Origin of the sequence: Methylosinus sp. PW1 (assembly GCF_000745215.1) — a bacterium.
GTDB lineage: Bacteria > Pseudomonadota > Alphaproteobacteria > Rhizobiales > Beijerinckiaceae > Methylosinus.
Map to the genome: position 1 here is coordinate 969,477 of NZ_JQNK01000009.1, position 18,075 is coordinate 987,551.

The 18,075-nt window shown below is 62.4% G+C and carries 21 protein-coding genes; 20 read left to right on the forward strand and 1 reads right to left on the reverse strand.

Features of this window, described 5'->3' with window-relative positions; translation table 11 throughout:
* The first annotated feature begins 12 nt into the window (after positions 1–12).
* From K369_RS14065 to K369_RS14095, 7 genes are all read left to right on the forward strand, one after another.
* Positions 13–1,218, forward strand: a complete 1,206-nt coding sequence (locus K369_RS14065; RefSeq protein WP_051949291.1) for an RNA-guided endonuclease TnpB family protein — start codon at positions 13–15, stop codon at positions 1,216–1,218.
* Positions 1,215–1,466 carry a hypothetical protein gene (locus tag K369_RS14070; protein ID WP_156967914.1) on the forward strand — a complete coding sequence of 84 codons (252 nt, stop codon included), beginning with the start codon at positions 1,215–1,217 and terminating at the stop codon, positions 1,464–1,466. Before K369_RS14065 ends, K369_RS14070 begins: the two co-directional genes overlap by 4 nt.
* A complete protein-coding gene (locus K369_RS14075; RefSeq protein ID WP_036292023.1) occupies positions 1,466–1,798 on the forward strand; it encodes a hypothetical protein in 333 nt (110 codons plus the stop codon). The genes K369_RS14070 and K369_RS14075 overlap by 1 nt, the downstream gene beginning before the upstream one ends.
* Positions 1,795–2,547: a ParB/Srx family N-terminal domain-containing protein gene (locus K369_RS14080; protein WP_051949293.1), complete on the forward strand. Its 753-nt coding sequence runs from the start codon at positions 1,795–1,797 to the stop codon at positions 2,545–2,547. The genes K369_RS14075 and K369_RS14080 overlap by 4 nt, the downstream gene beginning before the upstream one ends.
* Positions 2,548–2,657: 110 nt before the next feature.
* Positions 2,658–2,993, forward strand: a complete 336-nt coding sequence (locus tag K369_RS14085; RefSeq protein ID WP_156967915.1) for a hypothetical protein — start codon at positions 2,658–2,660, stop codon at positions 2,991–2,993.
* A gap of 58 nt (positions 2,994–3,051) precedes the next feature.
* Positions 3,052–4,236, forward strand: coding sequence for an AAA family ATPase (locus tag K369_RS14090; protein WP_036292027.1), 1,185 nt, complete (start codon positions 3,052–3,054; stop codon positions 4,234–4,236).
* A 119-nt stretch (positions 4,237–4,355) separates the two neighbouring features.
* Positions 4,356–5,573 (forward strand): RNA ligase, encoded by a 1,218-nt coding sequence (locus K369_RS14095; RefSeq protein WP_036292029.1) that lies wholly within the window; start codon positions 4,356–4,358, stop codon positions 5,571–5,573.
* 361 nt (positions 5,574–5,934) lie between these two features.
* Here the strand turns inward: K369_RS14095 and K369_RS14100 are convergent, their stop codons facing one another.
* Positions 5,935–6,168 carry a hypothetical protein gene (locus K369_RS14100; RefSeq protein ID WP_036292031.1) on the reverse strand — a complete coding sequence of 78 codons (234 nt, stop codon included), beginning with the start codon at positions 6,166–6,168 and terminating at the stop codon, positions 5,935–5,937.
* A 152-nt stretch (positions 6,169–6,320) separates the two neighbouring features.
* On the opposite strand from K369_RS14100, the gene K369_RS14105 reads away from it, so the two are divergent.
* The 13 genes from K369_RS14105 to K369_RS14165 all read left to right on the forward strand — a co-directional run bounded on the left by K369_RS14105 (position 6,321) and on the right by K369_RS14165 (position 18,074).
* Positions 6,321–6,743, forward strand: a complete 423-nt coding sequence (locus tag K369_RS14105) for a hypothetical protein (protein WP_036292033.1) — start codon at positions 6,321–6,323, stop codon at positions 6,741–6,743.
* A gap of 159 nt (positions 6,744–6,902) precedes the next feature.
* Entirely contained in the window at positions 6,903–7,250 is a 348-nt protein-coding gene (locus tag K369_RS14110; RefSeq protein ID WP_036292035.1) for a hypothetical protein, read from the forward strand.
* Positions 7,251–7,261: 11 nt separating this feature from the next.
* A complete protein-coding gene (locus K369_RS14115) occupies positions 7,262–7,561 on the forward strand; it encodes a hypothetical protein (protein ID WP_036292037.1) in 300 nt (99 codons plus the stop codon).
* A gap of 340 nt (positions 7,562–7,901) precedes the next feature.
* Positions 7,902–10,502, forward strand: coding sequence for a phage terminase large subunit (gene terL / locus K369_RS26535; RefSeq protein WP_051949294.1), 2,601 nt, complete (start codon positions 7,902–7,904; stop codon positions 10,500–10,502).
* Between the two features lie 110 nt (positions 10,503–10,612).
* Positions 10,613–11,977 (forward strand): phage portal protein, encoded by a 1,365-nt coding sequence (locus K369_RS14125; protein WP_198033123.1) that lies wholly within the window; start codon positions 10,613–10,615, stop codon positions 11,975–11,977.
* Between the two features lie 37 nt (positions 11,978–12,014).
* Complete coding sequence (locus K369_RS14130; RefSeq protein ID WP_156967916.1) at positions 12,015–12,332, forward strand: hypothetical protein; 318 nt, start codon at positions 12,015–12,017, stop codon at positions 12,330–12,332.
* A gap of 115 nt (positions 12,333–12,447) precedes the next feature.
* Positions 12,448–14,064, forward strand: coding sequence for a DUF6582 domain-containing protein (locus tag K369_RS24755; protein WP_051949296.1), 1,617 nt, complete (start codon positions 12,448–12,450; stop codon positions 14,062–14,064).
* A gap of 54 nt (positions 14,065–14,118) precedes the next feature.
* Positions 14,119–15,225 carry a hypothetical protein gene (locus K369_RS14140; RefSeq protein ID WP_156967917.1) on the forward strand — a complete coding sequence of 369 codons (1,107 nt, stop codon included), beginning with the start codon at positions 14,119–14,121 and terminating at the stop codon, positions 15,223–15,225.
* A 90-nt stretch (positions 15,226–15,315) separates the two neighbouring features.
* Entirely contained in the window at positions 15,316–15,603 is a 288-nt protein-coding gene (locus K369_RS14145) for a hypothetical protein (RefSeq protein WP_036292049.1), read from the forward strand.
* Positions 15,604–15,614: 11 nt separating this feature from the next.
* Positions 15,615–16,571, forward strand: a complete 957-nt coding sequence (locus K369_RS14150; protein ID WP_036292051.1) for a hypothetical protein — start codon at positions 15,615–15,617, stop codon at positions 16,569–16,571.
* On the forward strand, positions 16,568–16,918 hold the full coding sequence (locus tag K369_RS14155) for a hypothetical protein (protein WP_036292053.1): 351 nt from the start codon (positions 16,568–16,570) through the stop codon (positions 16,916–16,918). Before K369_RS14150 ends, K369_RS14155 begins: the two co-directional genes overlap by 4 nt.
* Positions 16,918–17,241 carry a DUF6527 family protein gene (locus tag K369_RS14160; protein ID WP_036292055.1) on the forward strand — a complete coding sequence of 108 codons (324 nt, stop codon included), beginning with the start codon at positions 16,918–16,920 and terminating at the stop codon, positions 17,239–17,241. Before K369_RS14155 ends, K369_RS14160 begins: the two co-directional genes overlap by 1 nt.
* Entirely contained in the window at positions 17,241–18,074 is an 834-nt protein-coding gene (locus tag K369_RS14165) for a hypothetical protein (protein WP_036292057.1), read from the forward strand. Before K369_RS14160 ends, K369_RS14165 begins: the two co-directional genes overlap by 1 nt.
* Position 18,075: the final 1 nt, after the last annotated feature.

Consider the following 18,075-nt stretch of genomic DNA (forward strand, 5'->3'; position numbering starts at 1 on the left):
ACTGGTCGAATCATGATCCTCCACAGGGCGAACATCTACCGTCTCTATCCGACCGACGAGCAGGCCCAGCGCCTGACGGAGTGGGTCGGATCCTGCCGATTCATGTACAACGTCGCGCTGGAGCAAAGGCGCGACTGGTGGAGGCCGGGGCGCCGTTTCAATTTCGCCACGCAGTGCCGGGAAGTCACGGCGGTGCGTGAAGAAGTGGATTGGATCAAGGACGTTCCGGTTCATGCCCTGCAACAAGCGATGAGGGATCTCGATCGCGCCTTCGTCAATTTCTGGGAAGGGCGGGCCGAATATCCGAAGCCGCGGCGGAAATTCGAGAACGACAGCATGCGCTTTCCTGATCCGAGCGCCTTCGGATTTCGCCGCATATCGAAGCATTGGGGCGAAGTGAAACTCCCCAAGCTCGGATGGGTGAAGCTGCGTTGGGACAAGGCGATTCCTGGAACGGTGAAGAACATCACCGTCTCGTTGAAGACCGGGATTTGGACCGTCGCGGCGCAATACGAAACGGAAATCGCGGATCCGCAGCCTTCGGAATTGCCGCCGGTCGGCATCGACCGCGGAGTCGCCGTCTTCGCTGCCATGTCGGACGGGACGAAGGTCGAGCCGGGAAACTTCGGCAAGAAGGCGCGGAAGAAGCTGTGCAAGGCGCAGCGGAATCTGTCGCGGAAGAAGAAAGGATCAAACAATTGGAAAAAGCAGAAGGCGCGGGTCGGGAAGATACAGGGTAAAATAGCCCGTCAGCGCAAGGACTATCTGCATAAACTCTCCACCGACATTGCCAAGAGCCACGGCGTCGTCGCGATGGAGAATCTGAAGGTCAGGAACATGACGGCTTCCGCCGCCGGCACCGTCGAAGAGCCGGGGAAGAACGTCCGTCAGAAGGCGGGATTGAACCGCTCCATTCTCGATCAGGGATGGGGGATGTTCCGCACGATGCTGAACTACAAGCTGGCGGAGCGCGGGGGAAGGCTGGTGGAGGTGAATCCCGCCTTCACGAGTCAGACATGCTCCGAGTGCGGCGTCGTCGACGCGAGGAGCCGCGCCAGTCAGGCGCGTTTCGTCTGCGTCGCTTGCGGACACGAAGAAAACGCCGACGTGAATGCGGCGAAGAATATCCTAAGCCGGGCGGGCTGCTCGGTTCTGCCTGTGGAGGGACAGCGTGGTAGACGCCCCGATGAAGCAGGAACCATCCGGAGGGCTGCGTGATGCGCGCCCTTGCAGGAAACCCGCGCCCTTCGGGGACGGGTGGAGGTCAGTATTCGAACGACAGCGGACGCTGGACCGAGCACAGGACGCTCGTTTTCCGGCACGACGGCATCCTTTGGGCCGCCGACTATGAACGCGGGCTGACGGAAAATCAGGAAACCGAGGCGTTCGAGGGCGAGACGACGGACGCCTACGAAGTCGAGGCCCGCGACAAGGTGGTCGTCGAATACGTGAGAAAGGCCGCCTGATGCGCCTCACGTCGGACGAACTGATCGACGCGATTGCCCGCGAGATCGAGCCTCTCGCGTTTTCCTTCAGGGAGCCCGACGACTCGGAGCGCCACCGGATGTTGTCGGCGCGGATGACGGCGAAACAAATACTCGGCATCGTTGTCGCGCAGGATGTCGAACCCGGCCTGTATTGGGCGACGCACAAGGGCGAAGACGAGGCCGCAGTGGTCAACGTGGACGACAGGGGGCGCGTCAATACGATCGGGCGAACCTTCTCCGGATACGTATTCAACTACGATGTCGGAGAAAGGATCGTGATGCCGGCGATGGAAGGGAAGAAGGCGACATGAGCGACAAATCCGATATCCGTCTTCAGGTCGTCTATCGGCCAATCGACGAACTGATCCCCTATTCGCGGAACAGCCGCACGCATTCGCCGGCGCAGCTTCGAAAGCTCGCCGAGGCGATCAAGCGCTATGGTTTTACAAATCCGGTGCTTCTCGACGGCAAAAACGGAATCCTGGCAGGGCATGGTAGAACGGCGGCTGCAAAAGAAGCTGGGCTGAATAAAGTTCCGACGATCGACCTCGGCCACCTCTCAAATGAAGAACAGCGCGCATACATCATCGCGGACAATAAGCTTTCCGACGAGTCTTCATGGAACGACGACATGCTCGCCCTCGAACTCTCGGAACTCAAATCCCTCGACTTCGACCTGTCGCTCACCGGCTTCGACGACCAGGAGATCAAGAGCCTCCTCGAACCCGAGCCGCCGAAGGCCGAGGAGCCGAAGCCGACTCCGGGCGCGCCTGTGTCCCAGCCCGGCGACGTGTGGGTGATGGGGTCGCATCGCCTCGAGGTCGGCGAGTCCGATCACGCCGTCGCCGACGCGATCTGCGGCCTCTGGCATTCGCATCTGGATTCGCCGGCGGTGCTGGAGGCGACGGGACAGACGTTCGCCGAGGTCATGACGGAGCGGAATCCATCGGCGCCGGTCGTCCCGAAGCTGACGCGGGCCAAGGCGCGGGATGCCTTGGCAAAGGCTGGGAAGCCGCGGGCGAAGAAGGACGACGCGCCGAAGGGAGGAACCTACCATTGACTGTCATCGTCTACAGGGATGGATTTTTGGCGAGCGATTCGAGAGTGAGTTGCAGCGGCGTCGTCGCGCCGCACGACGCGCGGAAAATCCATCGCGCCTTCGACGGCGGAATGCTCGGAATCACCGGCAAGCTCGCTCACATCGGGCCGCTCTTGCGCCTGCTGAAACGAGAGGAGCCGAACGACGACGAGATCAACACCGGAGAGGCGACGCTCATACGTGTCATGCCCGATCTCAGTGTGCGTGAATACGGCGGCGCGTCGTATTTCGACTATGGACAGATCGACATGGCCGCATGGGGATCGGGCCATGAAGCCGCGACGGCGGCCCTTCTCATGGGCGCCAACGCGAAACGAGCCGTCGAGATCGCATGCCAGGTCGTTCCGAGCTGCGGCGGCCCGGTGCAGTGCATGAGATTCAGGAATCTACTCGCCGAAGCGGCATAGGCTCTCGAAAGCGAAGGTGGCCTTCGCTTTGTCTTCGAGGAATTGAGGAAACGGCAGGATGTTCGAGGGAATCGTCGATTTCGCGCAGCACAATCAGTTCTTGACCGGCGGCGTCGGCGCGATGGCGCTGGGTTGGCTGGCATATCAAGCGAAATCGCTGCCCGATCGGATCATGAATGCGATCGACAAGAACCTGCTCGTCCACGTCACCGTGTCGGACAATCGATTTCATTTCTCCGACGTCGACCGGCTCCTGTCGGCGCACCGCGTCCGCCGGTTTTCGAAGAATTTCGATCTATCCTGCGGCTCGCTCGTCGTCGGCTACGGCAGCGGATGGGCGCACTGGAACGGCACGTGGATCCGCTACACGAAATCGAAGGACACTTCGCGGCTTCACGACATGTCGACGATCGCCATGACGTTCATGACGACGGACGAGCGCACGGCCCAGGCGTTTATCGACGAGGCGATTCCGAAGGACGTCTCCGAACGCCTCGTTGTGAACATCGAGGCCGGCAACGGTTGGACGCAAGTCATGAAGCGCCGGCGGCGCCTGGATTCCGTGTTTGCCAACGACGACGTCGGACGGCGGATCGTCGAGCGGCTGCGCTGGTTCGAGGATAATCACGAATGGTATGAGCGGCGCGGCATTCCGAGGAAAATCGGCTTCGTGCTCCACGGGCCGCCGGGCACCGGCAAGACGTCGCTCATCCAGGCCGTCGCCTCGGAACTGGGGTTCGAAATCCGGTATCTCCGGAGCCTGCTGTCGATCTCCGAGCGGATGTCGGACATCACACCGAAGACGCTGCTCGTCGTCGAGGACATCGACACTCTCGCAGAAGGACTGAATAGGACGCCAGATCACGCGCAGCGCCGCCGGGACTCGGACGCCTCCGAGAAGGAGGCCGCAGCCGCCGGCTGGGCGATGCACGAGATATTGAACACGCTGGACGGCATGCAGACGCCCGACGCACTTAAATTCGTGATCACGACAAACCACCTCGACCGCCTCGACCCGGCGATCCTGCGCCCCGGCCGTGTCGATCACATCTACGAAATCGGGCCGCTGGAAATCGACGAGGCGCGCCGCATGTTCCGGGCCTTCTACGACCGCGACGGAATTCGTGGATACGTCCCGACGACCGGCGCCGCCCTTCAGGCCATGTTCTCCACGATGATCGCCGAGGAGGCCGAGGATGCGCTGGATGCGGCTGCGATGGACGGGCTTCGCGAGGCGGCGTGAGGATCGTTCAAAGGCAAAGCGATGGATGAATTCACTTTTTGTGAAATCCAAAATCGCCGGGCGACGGCCCTCCCCGATCTCCGGAAACTCCGGTATGAAGGCCGCCGCAGGAGATTTCGATGAAATATCCGTTTCCTCTCATTTCGAGCATCGACGACATCGAGGCGCACCGCGACGCCGGGCTCATCCATGAGGCGTTCAAGCGCGGCGAGCGTCACAACGGCACGATCGTCTACGACTACGCCTACATGGACAATCACGTCTTTCCTGCGATCGGCGACTCCCCGTTCGCGGCGTTGGCGCGGGAGCTTCGCGGGCTGACCTTCGACGCGAGGACCGGCGCGCTGCTGTCGCGGCCCTACCAGAAGTTCTTCAACGCCGGCGAGCGCGAGGAGACCCTGGCGGCGAACTTGCCCCTCGGCGACAGCCATCTTGTACTGGAGAAGCTCGACGGCTCGATGATCCACGCCTTCGAGCAGCCGGGCGGCGGGATCGCATTCGCCACGCGGTGGGGTGTCACGACGATCTCCAGGCAGGCGCTGGCGTTCTACGAAGCCGAAGATGCCGACGGCCACGGGCGCGCCGCGCTGCGCGATCTGATCGCCGCCGGTCTGACGCCGATCTTCGAATGGACGTCGCCCGACAATATCGTCGTCGTCCGCCACGATACCGCGACACTGACGCTGACCGGCCTGCGCCGCCGCGATACGGGCGAGCAGATGCCCCACGGCGATCTCGCCGATCATGCGCGCCTGCTGCGCGTTCCGCTCGTTCGCGCCTTCGATCCCGTCGCCGAGTGGAATTCGTTCACCGCGACGGCGATGGCCGAGATCGAGGGCGAGGGCTACGTCGTGCGCTTTGCCGACGGCCACATGGTAAAGGTGAAAAACTCGCTCTACGCCCGCGTCCATAAATTCAAGGCCAACCTTTCGCAGCCGAAGGACGCGGCGGAGATCGTCGTCTCCGGCTCGCTGGACGACATGCTGCCGCATCTGTCCGCCGTCGAGCGGGGACGGATCGAGGCCTATAGGGATCTGCTGTTCAAGCGGATGCGCGACTGCGCCGGCGTCGTGTCCGCCACCGTCGAGCGGGCGAAGGCGGAGATCGCGACGGACGACCCGCGCGAACGCCAGAAGGCTTTTTGGATCGGCTACGCCGCCCCGCTCGGCTCCACGCTGGCCGGCAGCGCCACCGACGTCTGGCTCGGGCGCCGCGATGCGATGGAGGCCGTCGGGGCGTTGGTGCTGAAGAACATCGCGACGAATGCGCGCTTCGATCGGCTCGCCGAGGAACTCGGGCTTCCGAAACTGGAATTCGGGTTCGATGGGGATCAGTGATTCCGCTTGCGATTTTCAGGACGGCGATTCAAAAAGAATGCCCGTGTGGTCTACCAGCCCATCGAACCTGTAGACATCTGGCCCGGCAATAAGACGGCTGACGATCGGCTGAGACGCCGTGAAACGCGAAAGCGTCCCGTGGAGAAGCCCCTGCCGGGGAATAACTGGCTTCCTAGGGTGGGCAAGAGTTTCCGCGCAAGCGGTCCGACGAGTAGGCAGAAGGCGCGCAAACGCCGAGGGAGCTGACGCTGCGGGAGGGCTTACCCCCGCCGCCGAGTGATGGGTTTTGCGACTGTCATGTCGGCGACGCATTCGCCAGAATCGGCAATAAAAGGCCGTCCTTCACCGGGCGGCTTTTTCTTTACGCCTCGACCGCCTCGCCGTCGCCCACTTCGGTCCAGTCCGGCCTGAACCCCGGCTGCAATCCGAGCGCGATCGCGACCAGCGCCAGACCGATGTAGCGCGGGCACCCGGTTTCCCGCCATCGCGTGATCTGGTTCACGCCGCAGCCCAGCCGCTCCCTGACATCGACGGCCTTCCAGCCGAACTCGGCGCGCAGGAAATCGATATAGGACGAGAACTCCTCGCCGGTCATGAATCACCCCTTCGATTCGGATTTCGATCCGTTTCCGACCAATAGCACAAATATTTTCACGTTTCAGTGATTTTTTTGTTGCACACGGTTTATAAATCACTTATAGGTGATTTTATGGAACGGCAAGACGCCGCAACGAAGGGAAAACTCAAATGGTCGATCTCACTCAAGTCCTCACCTTCTCCGCCCGCCAGTTCAACAGGGTCCGCCCGGTGAAGTTCGAAATCCGCGCCAACATGGACAAGCTGGAAGTCGAGATCACGCGCAACGGTAAGCTGCTCGATTACTGGCATATCGAAGTCATCTTCCTCAAGGACGGCTGCTGCTCCGGACACAACTCATATGTGATGCCGGACGACGTCCGCGATGCCACGCTGGCGATGAAGGAGGAGCTCGCGATCATGTATCGCGACCGCTACGAGGCGGCCAACCCCTACTTCAAGGAGCGCCGCCTCAGGGAGGAGGCCGAATACGAGGCCAGAAAGAACCGTGTCAAGACGGACAGGGAACTCGCATACGAAGTGTTCCTGCGGTCCGCCGGAAAGTGGGACCGGTTCAGCTACCACGGCGACTGAGCGAACCCCGAGCACGGGCCGCCCATCCAAGCGGCCCTCGCCCGGAACATTTTTTTTCACCTTTCAGTGATTTTTATGGTTGACGCATAATTTAAATTCACCTATAAGTGATTTTAGTGGACGACGGCATGAGGCCGCCCCACCGCAAGGACGACTCCGATGGCCATCGACCTCACCAGATACCCGAACGGAAGGCCCCGCTGCCTGAGAAAGCCGGGCACGGCGGCCGCCACGGCTCCGGTCGCCACCACGGCCCCGGTCGCCGTCGCGTCCAAGGCCTTCGACCTCGGCGAAGGCGGCGAAATGGTCATGGACGCCGCCCGCCGCCGCTACGCGATGTATGCGCGGCTCTACGGGCGCCGCGAATTCGACGCCGGCCTCTTCGCCCGCTGCCTCGTTCGGGTGGCCGAGGAAATCAAGGATCCCGCGCTGGTCCAGCGCGAGAACAACCGCCGCCGCCTCCGCACCCGCGACAGCGGCCGGCTCTATGAAGCCTTTGCACGGTAAGGAGAACGACGATGACGACGAGCAATGAGGAAACGATACTCGAGGTTCCGGAACTCTCTCCTGAAGAGCGGGCCCGCGAGGCGGCCGAGTCGCGGCTTCGCATCGATGCCGCTTTCCAAGCGTTCGTCTCGGAGGAGAAGTCCGAGCGCGACGACCAGCCATTGTATGTCTCGGCGGATACGATCCGGAAGAGAAAGGCGGCCGCCGCCAGGATCCGTTCTCAGCGCACCGCGATCGAGAGGCGCGAGAAGAGACGGAAACAGATTCTCGCCAACCGCGAGATCCCGGTCTTCCACGGTCTATGGGACTGATCCATTCGAATCCGCCGGCTCCTTTCTTCCTGTGGGGTCGGCGCTGGCCGCCGGGTGATGCGCCACCCGGCGGCCTATATCGTTACCGTTACGCATTGCCGTTGCGCTTTTCGCTACGTATATCGCGATTGCGGCCACAACATCGGTCGGACATCGTCAGCATCGTGATCCACCACAGCAAGCAGCAAACACTTGATCGCTTGATGCCGTCCACCATCCGATCCCAAAATCGTTCGTTAGCACATAGGCCAACACGCGGACGCCGAGGGATACCCCGGCGTCCGTTCACTATCCCACAACCCGTTTGCGGCTTTCCCGCCGGCGTCGCAGTCGTCGATGCATGGCGAAATCCGCGAAGAAAAAGCTCACTGATCTGGACTACGAAGAGGGCGTGAAGGCCGCGATAGCTGCCGGCAACGTCGTTATCTATCCGCAGCCCGGCCCGCAGACGCAGTTCGCGATGTCGCCTGCGGACATCGTGTTTTTCGGCGGCCAAGCTGGCGGCGGGAAAATGCTGGATATTCATACGCTGATCCCGACAGTGGATGGCTGGCGTTCCATGCTGACCATCCGCGTCGGCGATCGCGTCTTCGATGAAAACGGCATCCCCTGCACGGTCACGCACGTTCATCCTGTCGACTTGAATCCCGAAAGCTATCTCGTTCGCTTCGATGATGGCGTCGAAATAAAGGCCTGTGCCGACCATCAATGGCTGACCTACACGGCCAGCGATCTCGCCGCCATGACGCGCCTCGATCCTGAATGGCGTGCAAGACGTCGCGCAAAGCGGCCAAGTCGTGCCAACGGAGGAAACGGCGCCGCATATACCGCACAGTTGGCGAAGCGAAATTCCGAGCGCGCATATGTCTACAAGGATGTTCCGACCGGCGGCGTGAAAACGACCCGTGAAATCGCCGCGACGCTGACGGTAAGAAACGGGACGCGTGCGAACCACGCCATCCCCATGCAGAAGCCGCTGGATCTTCCTGCGCGTCTTCTGCCAATTGATCCTTACGTCCTTGGTCTATGGCTTGGAGATGGAACTTCCCAGAGTGGACACATCACCACAATCGACGACCAAATTCTCGAAGAAATCCGCACGGTTGGATTCGAGGTCGTCAGTGTTCCTTCCTCAAAATATGCCTACAACATCCGTGGGCTGTCCCCGCACCTCAGGCGCTTGGGCATTTTGGGCAACAAGTGCATTCCACAGGAATACCTGCGTGCGTCCTTCGAACAGCGTCTCGCGCTCCTTCAGGGATTGATGGACACGGACGGTCATGCCTGCGAGAGCGGTTCATCCGAATTCATTACGGTTGACCCCGTTCTCCGCGACAACATGATGGAGCTCCTGGCATCGCTTGGGATCAGGTCCAACTATACGACCGGCATTGCGAAACTAAACGGCAAGGACTGCGGGCCAAAATACCGATTCCACTTCACGACTTCGCTGCCGACTTTTCGTCTCAAACGGAAGCTCGATCGCCAGGATCGAGGAGCCCGGCGCCGCACGACAAGCTTTCGCTACATCGTCGCCGTCGATCCCATCGACCCGATTCCGATGCGCTGCATCAGCGTCGACTCGCCGAGTCGGCTCTACCTTGCCGGCGAGCATTTTGTGCCGACGCACAACAGCTATGCCCTCCTTATGGAGGCGGCCCGCTACAAGGACAAGCCCGGCTACACAGGCGTCATCTTCCGTCGAAATCTCGTCGATGTCCGTCAGCCGGGCGGTCTGCTCGACGTGTCGCAAAACATCTATTCGAACATCGGCGGGAAACTGACCCAGTCCCCCGACACGCGATGGAAGTTTTTCAACGACAAAGGACAGGCCATAAGCGACCTCCGGTTCGCGCATCTTTCCGAGGAAAAGACCGTATATAGCTGGCAAGGAAGCCAGTTGGTCTTCATCGGCTTCGATGAAATTACACATTTTACTCGAAAACAATTTTTCTACATGCTCTCCCGTCTTCGAGCCGGCATGGGCGAAGGCATGCGTCCATATGTGCGCGCCACCTGCAATCCCGACGCGGATTCCTGGGTGGCGGAGTTCATCGACTGGTGGATCGACAAGAACGGCTACCCGATACCGGATCACTGCGGAAAGCTCAGATGGTTCGTCAATAAGAGCAACAAGCTGGACTGGTTCGACTCCAAGGAAGCGGCCGTCGCGAAGCATCCCGGCAGTCGCCCGAAAAGCGTAACATTCATTCCATCGAAGCTGTCGGACAACAAGATTCTCGAGGACCGCGACCCCGATTACAGAGGTAACCTCGAAGCGCTCGATCCCGTCGAGAAGGCGCGCCTGCTCGAGGGCAACTGGAAAATCCGCCCGGCTCCTGGACTCTATTTCCAGCGCGATTGGTGCGGTCTTATCGACGCGTCGCAAATTCCCAACGTCGATATCCAGTGGGTCCGCGCATGGGATCTTGCAGCTACTCCGAAGACGGAAGGCAACGATCCGGATTGGACCGCCGGCGTGAAAATGGGGCTACTGCCGAACGGCATGCTCATCGTCGCGGACTGCTACATGTTTCGTGAAGGACCGGGCGTCGTCGAAGAGCAGGTGCTCAACACGGCGATGTGGGATGGATCGGAAGTCGTCATCTCCATTCCACAGGATCCTGGGCAAGCCGGCGTCGGCCAAAAGAACACGTATCTGAACCTTCTCGCAGGCTATGACATCCGCTCGCACGCGGTTACGCAGAAGAACGCAAAGATAACGCGCTTTGCCGCCTTTTCAGCCCAGGTGGATCAGAAGCGCGTCCTTGTCGTCCGCGACGAGCCGGGCAAGCGGTGGAACGAGCAATGGTTCGCCTGCCTTGAGGCCTTCCCTTCGAAGGCACACGATGACGCAGTCGATGCCACGTCGGAAGCCTTTCATCGGCTGGTGACGATGCCACGCCGGCGCGGCATCGCAATGGGAACGATTCGAACATGATAAAAAGAAGGAAATCGGGTTCCGTCGCGTCCGCCGTCGCAGCTCGCATCGACGCCGCACGTCGCGGACGTCCGCCGCACGAGCCGCAGCGCGTCACGTTTCCGTTCCCGATGTTCGTCCGCCCCGGCACGAAGGCGAAGACCGCGCTGCCGAAGCCGACGCCGCGCAACCTGCGGCAATTCAGCTACACCTCCATCGCCAGGCGCGCCATCAATGTGATCAAGGATCCGATCGCCATGGCCGACTGGGCCATCGTGCCGATCGACGACAAGGCGCCGATGAACTCGGAGCTGCGCCGGCAGATCAAGGTCGATACATACTGCTTCGACCACCCGAACCGCGACGACTCCTTCCGCTCGCTCCTCGAAAAAGCGATCGAGGAGGATCTCGTCGTCGGCGCCGGAACGATCGAGATGCAGGTTTCCGGCGACCGGGAACGCCCGCTGTGGATGTATCCCGTCGACGCCTCGACGATCAAAATCTATCCGGCCTGGTCGGGGGATCCGAACGAGGCCCGATACGCGCAGAGCTTCCAAAACGGCGTCTTCGGATCGACGATCGCGGACATCCCTCTCCGCAACGACGAACTGCTCTACATCGAGAGCAACCCGTCCGCCGCGACTCCGTTTGGGAAGTCGCCGCTCGAGATCTCGTTCAACGATATTGCGCGCTTTCTCGCCACGGCGGACTCCGTCGGCCAGATCGCTTCGAACCTGCGTCCGTCCATCCTCATCGACATCGGCGACGTCGGACCCGACGAAGTCGAGAGGATGCGCGCATATTGGACGAACGACGTCGAAGGCCAGGGAACGACGCCGCTGATGGGATTCCCCGGAAATCCCGGCGATCCAAAATCGCGCGGTATCGGCGTCCATCGCCTCTATCCCGACGGCGATTCCGCGATGTTCCTGAAGTATCAGGAATTCCTCATTCGGTTGATCGCCAACGGGTTCAACATCTCGCCGATGAACCTCGCCCTCGAACGAGACGTGAACCGGAACACGTCCGAGACCATGACGGACAACGACTGGAAGAACGCCGTCCTGCCGCTGGCGAAGAGGATCGAGGCGTATTTCACGCGCGAGGTGCTGCACAGGAAGCTCGGCCACACGTCGCTGAAATTCCAGTTCCTCGGCATGCACCGCGTCGACGAGCAGGCCGACGCCGAGACGTTCGAGAGGCACTACAAGTCGAATGCCAAGACGCCGAACGAGTGGCGCGTCTCCCGCGGCCTGCCGCCGCTCGATCCGAAGAAACATCCGTTCGCCGACATGCTTTGGGCGGACACACAGATCGCGATCGCGGCCGCCAAGGGCGCCGCCGTCGTGGACGACAAGGCCATCGAGAAGGCCGGAAACGAAGATCCGAAGGGAAACAGAAATGGCGGAACTGAGAAAGGCAAAGACGAACTCGGCACCAGGCGTCCAAGAGGGGGCGGATCCGACAACGGAGACGACGGCTCCGGAGACGAATGACGGGACGCAGGCGAGCGCGGAGGCGAAGGCGGACACGGTGGCGTCTCCCGCGTCCGCGACGACCGATGAAAAGGCTGCCGCCGCGCCGGCGTCTCCAGTCGAGGAAGCGAGCGCGCCTTCCCCTGTGGCCCCGGTCTATCGCTACACGCCGCCGGCAAAGACCTATGCCGGGAACGTGCGCGGCGGACTTCGCCAACTCATCGACACGGCGGCGCCGACGCAGCAGGAGATCGGCGCGCTGGAGCACATCCACTCCGGGCTGAACGACGTCCGCGCATTCGTGGATCTCTACAGCAAGTCGGCGACGACGCCCGCTGTCGTGGAGTTCCTGGAGAAGCTCGACCGCATCCTCTGAGCGGCGCGCATATATATAAGGACGACGGCGGGAGTGATCCCGCCGTTTTCTTTTGGCGGCGACTATCCGAAAACCCATTTCCCGATTGCGCGAACGGCGAGTAGCTGTCGCGTCCATGGCCAAACTGACCAGAAAACAAAAGGCGGCTCTTCCGGACAGCGATTATGCGCTGCCGGCGGAAAGGCGCGTTCCGATCAACGACGAGACGCACGTTCGTCTCGCATGGCAGCTTCTTTCCCGCGTCAAAGACATTTCCAAGGACGACCGCGCCGCCGCCCGAAAGCGCATCCTTCGTCGCGCTCATGAACTCGGCATCGACACCTCCGACTGGGAAAGCGTCCAGGCGAACGAAGTCGAAGAAATCCTCGCCGCCGCTGCGCTGGTCGAAGCCGACGACGCGCTGGCAGACGAAATCTCCGCCGTCGAGATCGAAGGCGACATCGACGGGGCCGAGGACATCGATCTCACGTCGTCCGACGTCTCCGACGTTCTCGCCTGCATGTCGCTGGCGGTTTCCGATCTTCCCGACGACCATCCGAACTTCAAGCCGTTCGAGGGCGTGCTCTTTAAAATCGACACGCCGTCCGACGGACCGCCCGGCGGCGCACGCGGTCGCCGCATCATCATTTCGAAAGCCGTCGCCGAAGCGGCGATTCCGACGATCCTTCGCATGGGCGTCAATCTCGCTCCGCGAATGGACGGTCACGATCCGCAGAAGAAGCTCGGATTGGTATCCGAAGCCTTCGTTGACGGCTCCGACTTCCGAATAAAGGGTGGCCTCTACGCCGAGGACTTCCCGAAGGAATACGCGGAGATCAAGGCCGCGCAGAAGGAATTGGGATTCTCCCTCGAAGCCTGCCGTTTCAGGGGCAAGGTCGAAGGGGAATTCCTCAGGATCACCGCGCTGACATTCAGCGGCGCCGCGATCCTGAAGGCAAAGGACGCCGCATACAAGAGCACGTCTCTGAAGGCGAGCGAGAGCAAGGAAGAGATCGACATGACGAAGGAAGAACTCGAGGCGCTGATCGCCAAGCTGACCGCCTCCTTCTCCAAGGATACCGAGGCGCTGAAGGCGTCCGTCGACGAGGCCAAGGCCGCCGCAGCGGCGTCCGCCGCCGAGGTCGAGAAGCTGAAGGCCGAGAAGCTTTCCGCGAACGACAAGCTCTGCGCGCTGGTCGAGCCGCATGCGAAGGCGCTCGAGGCCGCAGCCGACGCGATGGCGACGGACGGCATCGGCGGACACCAGACGTATGGCCATGTCGTGCTGGCTCGCGGTCTCGCGAAGTCGCTGCGCGCTTCCGCCGTCACCGGCATCCTGCCGACGATCCACCGCGACCACGATTGGCCGCTGCGCGGGTCCGAGGACAAGGCCGAAGCCGAGAAGGCCGTGAGGGAGGCGATCGACAAGGCGACGAAGGACATCGCCGACAAGCTCGCCGCGTCCGACGCCGCGCTGAAGGCTTCCGCCGACGCCGCGAAGGCCGCAGCCGACAAGCTGGAGGCCGCCGAGCAGAAGATCAGCGATCTCGAGAAGGCGCGCCTGGAGGCGTCCCGCGATCCCGGCCGGAGAACGCTGGATCCCGCGATCACCAACGCGCTGTCCAGAGCCGGTTACGGCGCCGACGCGGACGTCGCGAAGATCGACGCCGACAAGCTGATCAAGGACGCCGGTCTCACCGACCAGCTCCAGTGCGCGGCGCTGCGGCGTGCGCTCGCCCGCGCCGGTCACTGATCGGCACGGCGCAACGAATTCGCCGCAAGGCGAGCAACTGAAGGGAAAATCGACATGGCTACTCAGGCCAGAATGTACGACCGAAACGACCCTGACGAGTCTGCGAAGCTCTTCGCCGGCAGGGCGGTCGTGGGATCCGACGGCAAGCTCGCTGCGGCGGCCGACGTCAACACGACCGGCGCCATCGTCGTGCCGAAGTACGAACCCGAGATCATCGATCTGATCAAGCGGAAGTCCGCAGTGCTCCAGCGCCTCAAAGACAAGAACCGCTGGGTTCCGACGACCGGCCTGCCGCACCGCTTCTTCGAGCAGACTGCGGTCGTCGCGGCCACCGCTACGGACATTCGGAACATCGTTCCGACGCCGGGCGGACCGACCCGCGTCGAGCGGAACGCGTCGATCAAGGGCGCGACCTCGCAGTCCAACTTCGGACTCGCCGACGTCATGGCGACCAAGGCGCAGGGCGGCTCGTTCGCGGCCCTGGAGGCCAAGGACATCGCCGACATCGCCACCGGCATCCGTCGTCTTCAGGCCAAGATGTTCTGGCTCGGCGCGGCTCCGACCATCGACGACACCGGCAACGTCGAGTGGTGCGGCGTGATCAGGCAGCTCGCTGCGAGCGCCTCTCATATCGTGATCCTCGACACCGTTGTGGCGCACGACTCGCTGATCGACGGCATCCAGAACACGACCGCCGCGGTCCTCAACAACATCGACTTCGATCCGAGTCCTTCGGCCGTCTGGTCGAACGGCGAGCTGATCTCGAAGATCGAGAAGGAGGCGCGCACGAGCGCCTACCACATGAACGAGGAGGAGTTCACCTACGGCGTTCGGGTGACCTCCGTCCAGACGCAGGCCGGCAAGCTGCCGCTGGCGCAGGATCCTAACCTGCGGAAGCTGACGGTCGCCGAGGCGAAGTCGATCTTCGGGATACTCGACGCCAACGTGCCCGTCGGCGCCACCGGCATGTTCCTCGTCGTGATCATGGACGAGTCGAAGATCGAGCTTCCATATCTGAATCTCGACGGCGACGACACGCCGATGATCTTCCAGCTCGGCCTGCTCGCAGGGCTCCAGGGCCAGTTCGTCGGCATCGCCTTTTCCAGCGTCGCCGTCCAGTGCGCCGCCTATGACCACGGCCTGATCGGCGTCTGGGTCTAAAGGCCGGCCCGACCGGTGGGTGAAAAGGAAGGCCGGGATGTCGAAAGGCGTCCCGGCCTTTTGTCCGAATGAAGCGGGAAATCGAGAAAAATGCGCGTCTATCAAGTGTCCAAGGCCGCCGCAGGGGCGAAATACTCCTACGCTTTTCCGAAGCCGGGAACGCATCCCGAGAGCGATCCCCGAGAATGGTTCGCCAGGGACGGCGTGACGCCGCGCACGATCACCGTGCGATTTCACTACGGCGTCGCCGAGGTCTCCGATGCGCTCGGCAGATATCTGATCGCCACCAAGAAGGCGACGCTGATCCCGCATCTCGTCCAGCCGAACGTCGCCACTCAGCGTCTGCGCTACGACGGATCCCTCGTCGTCAATCAGTGAGGACGCCGGCAGTGGCCTACATCGATCCCGTCGCGGACAAGGAATCGCTCGGACTCGTCAACGGCGTCACGCAGGCGCGGGCCGACGCCGCGAGCGCGATGGTGGACGGCTATCTGCGCCGTCCCGAAGGGCTTCTGCACGTCGTGGATGATCTCGGTCGCCCGTCATACATGAGCGGCCTGAAGCCGACGGGAACGTGGACGCTCGGCGGGGATATCGCGCCGGGAGAATCCGTCGTCTGTTCGGTCGCCGGGATCGACAAGGACATGATCGGCGACCTGATGGGCGAGGTTCTGGTCATCGACCGCGACACGGAAACGATGGAGGCGGTCTACGTCTCCGGCTATTCGAACAATCAAATCACGCTGGCGAGTGTCAAGTTCGCCCACACCGCAAGCGCGAAGATGGAGCGCGGCCTCGTTATCCTCGAGGAGCGAAAGCTTCCAAAAAGCCGTCCGACGATCCAATTGCGTCGTCCCGGCGTCGCCAAGGTGATCTCGATCGCCGGTCGCTACGGGCTGCCGCGCCACGGCGATCTGATACGCGGCGACTATCTGAACACCAGCCCGATGATTGTGAACATGGCGGTCCTCGGTCCGCCGGCATGGCAGCCGGTCAACATCTCTCAGGCGACGATCGACTCGACGACGGGAATGGTCTGGGTTCCGGCGTCCATTCTCGCCGTCTATTACACCGACGTCCGCCTCCGCTATGTCGCCGGCTGGACGCTCGACACGCTGCCCGATGCGGTGAGGATCGCCACGGCCGCGATAGCCAACGCGATGGCGATGAGCAGCGACGTCCTGATGGGCGGCGCGCTGCGCGAAGCCAAGGCCGGCGACCAGAGCCTGAGAAGCGCCGCCCCGCAACGCGTCGGCAATCCGCGCACCGGCGGCGCCGATTCGCCGTATCTGACGCCGGAAGCCAGGGCGATGCTCGATCCATACAGGGCGAGGTCCTTCGCATGAGCGCGCTTTATCCGTTCAGAATTCGGGTTACGCGCTCGACGCCGAACGACGCGGTCGGCATCCAGCCCTACAAGGGCCGCACCGACGCGACCGACACCGTCGTCATCTGCGAATGCGACGCCTCGATTCAGGAGAAGGGCCAGGGCAAGGGCGCGTCGGAATCCCTGCCGACGGACGGGCGCAAGGGCGAGTGGATCGTTTTCATTCCGGCCTACGAAGGCGTTCCGTGGGATGCGATCCGCCAGGGAGACATCGTGCACGACAACCTCGGACGCCGGTTTCATGTCGTCAATGAATACCCGAACTTCATGGGATGGAAGCTCCGCTGCGCGAGACTGAAAGTCTGATGCGGAAGGGCGTCATCCACATCCTGCCAGACGACCGGCTGGGGTTTCTCTGCCCCGCCTGCGGCTGTCTGCACTTCGTCGACCATCGCTGGTCGTTCGCCGGCGACTACGACAGGCCGACGTTCTCGCCGAGCATTCGCGTCAATGGCGTCGCGGCGCCGACCGACGAGGAGCTCGACGAATATGCGCGGACGCGAAAGCTGCCGGCGCCGCGCCCCTTCGTCTGCCATTCGTTCGTGACCGCCGGGAAAATTCAATTCCTGGGCGACTGCACGCACGAACTCGCCGGCAGGACGGTCGATCTAACGACGGGAGACGATTGATGGCCGATCTTGTGGACGTCGAAACCGCAGTCGTCGCGCTCGTCGCGGACGCCGTCTATCCGAACGGGACGTCGCAGCCATCCGCCATCGTCGGCCCGAACGGCGTCGCCGCGCCGGTGAAGGTATTCGCCGGCTGGCCAGACAAGGACGAGCTCGACCGCGATCTCAAGGCGAAGAAGGTCACGATCTCCGTCTTCTCGGCGAACTCCGTCGAGACCTCCATGCCGATCTACAACCGCGATTGGCACGAGTTCATTCCGCCGGCGCCGACGCTCGAATGGACGGTGGACGGCTACGACGCGACGATCTCCGGAACGCCCGATCCGACGCAGGTGGCCTGGCTGCTGGTGGACGGCAAGGGCTATCCCTATCGGCCCTTGACGACCGATGGATTGCCGCAAATCGCCGCCGCCATCGCCGCGCAAATTCCCGGCGCCTCCGCGAACGGGGCGACCGTCACCGTCGCGCCGCCGACGAGATCGCTGGAAGGACGCGTCTCCGCCCAGGGCACTCTCATCCGCGAGATCAACCGGCAGAAGCACGAATTCCTGATTTCGATATGGGCGCCGAACAACGATTTGAGGACGGCGGCGGCGCGCGTCGTCGGCCCCGCGCTGATCGCGCCGATGTGGCTGCCGCTCGTCGACGGCACGAACGCCAAGTGGACCTACAGCCGCACGATGAACGTCGACGCCGAGCAGTTGGACGGCGTCTATCGCCGCGACTTCCGGCATTGGGCCGAGTATCCGACCGTCGAATTGAAACGGGCGCAAAGCGCTGTGATTGTCGGCGTGCAGATCGGCGGCTCTTCGTCGTCGAACACGGATCACTGAC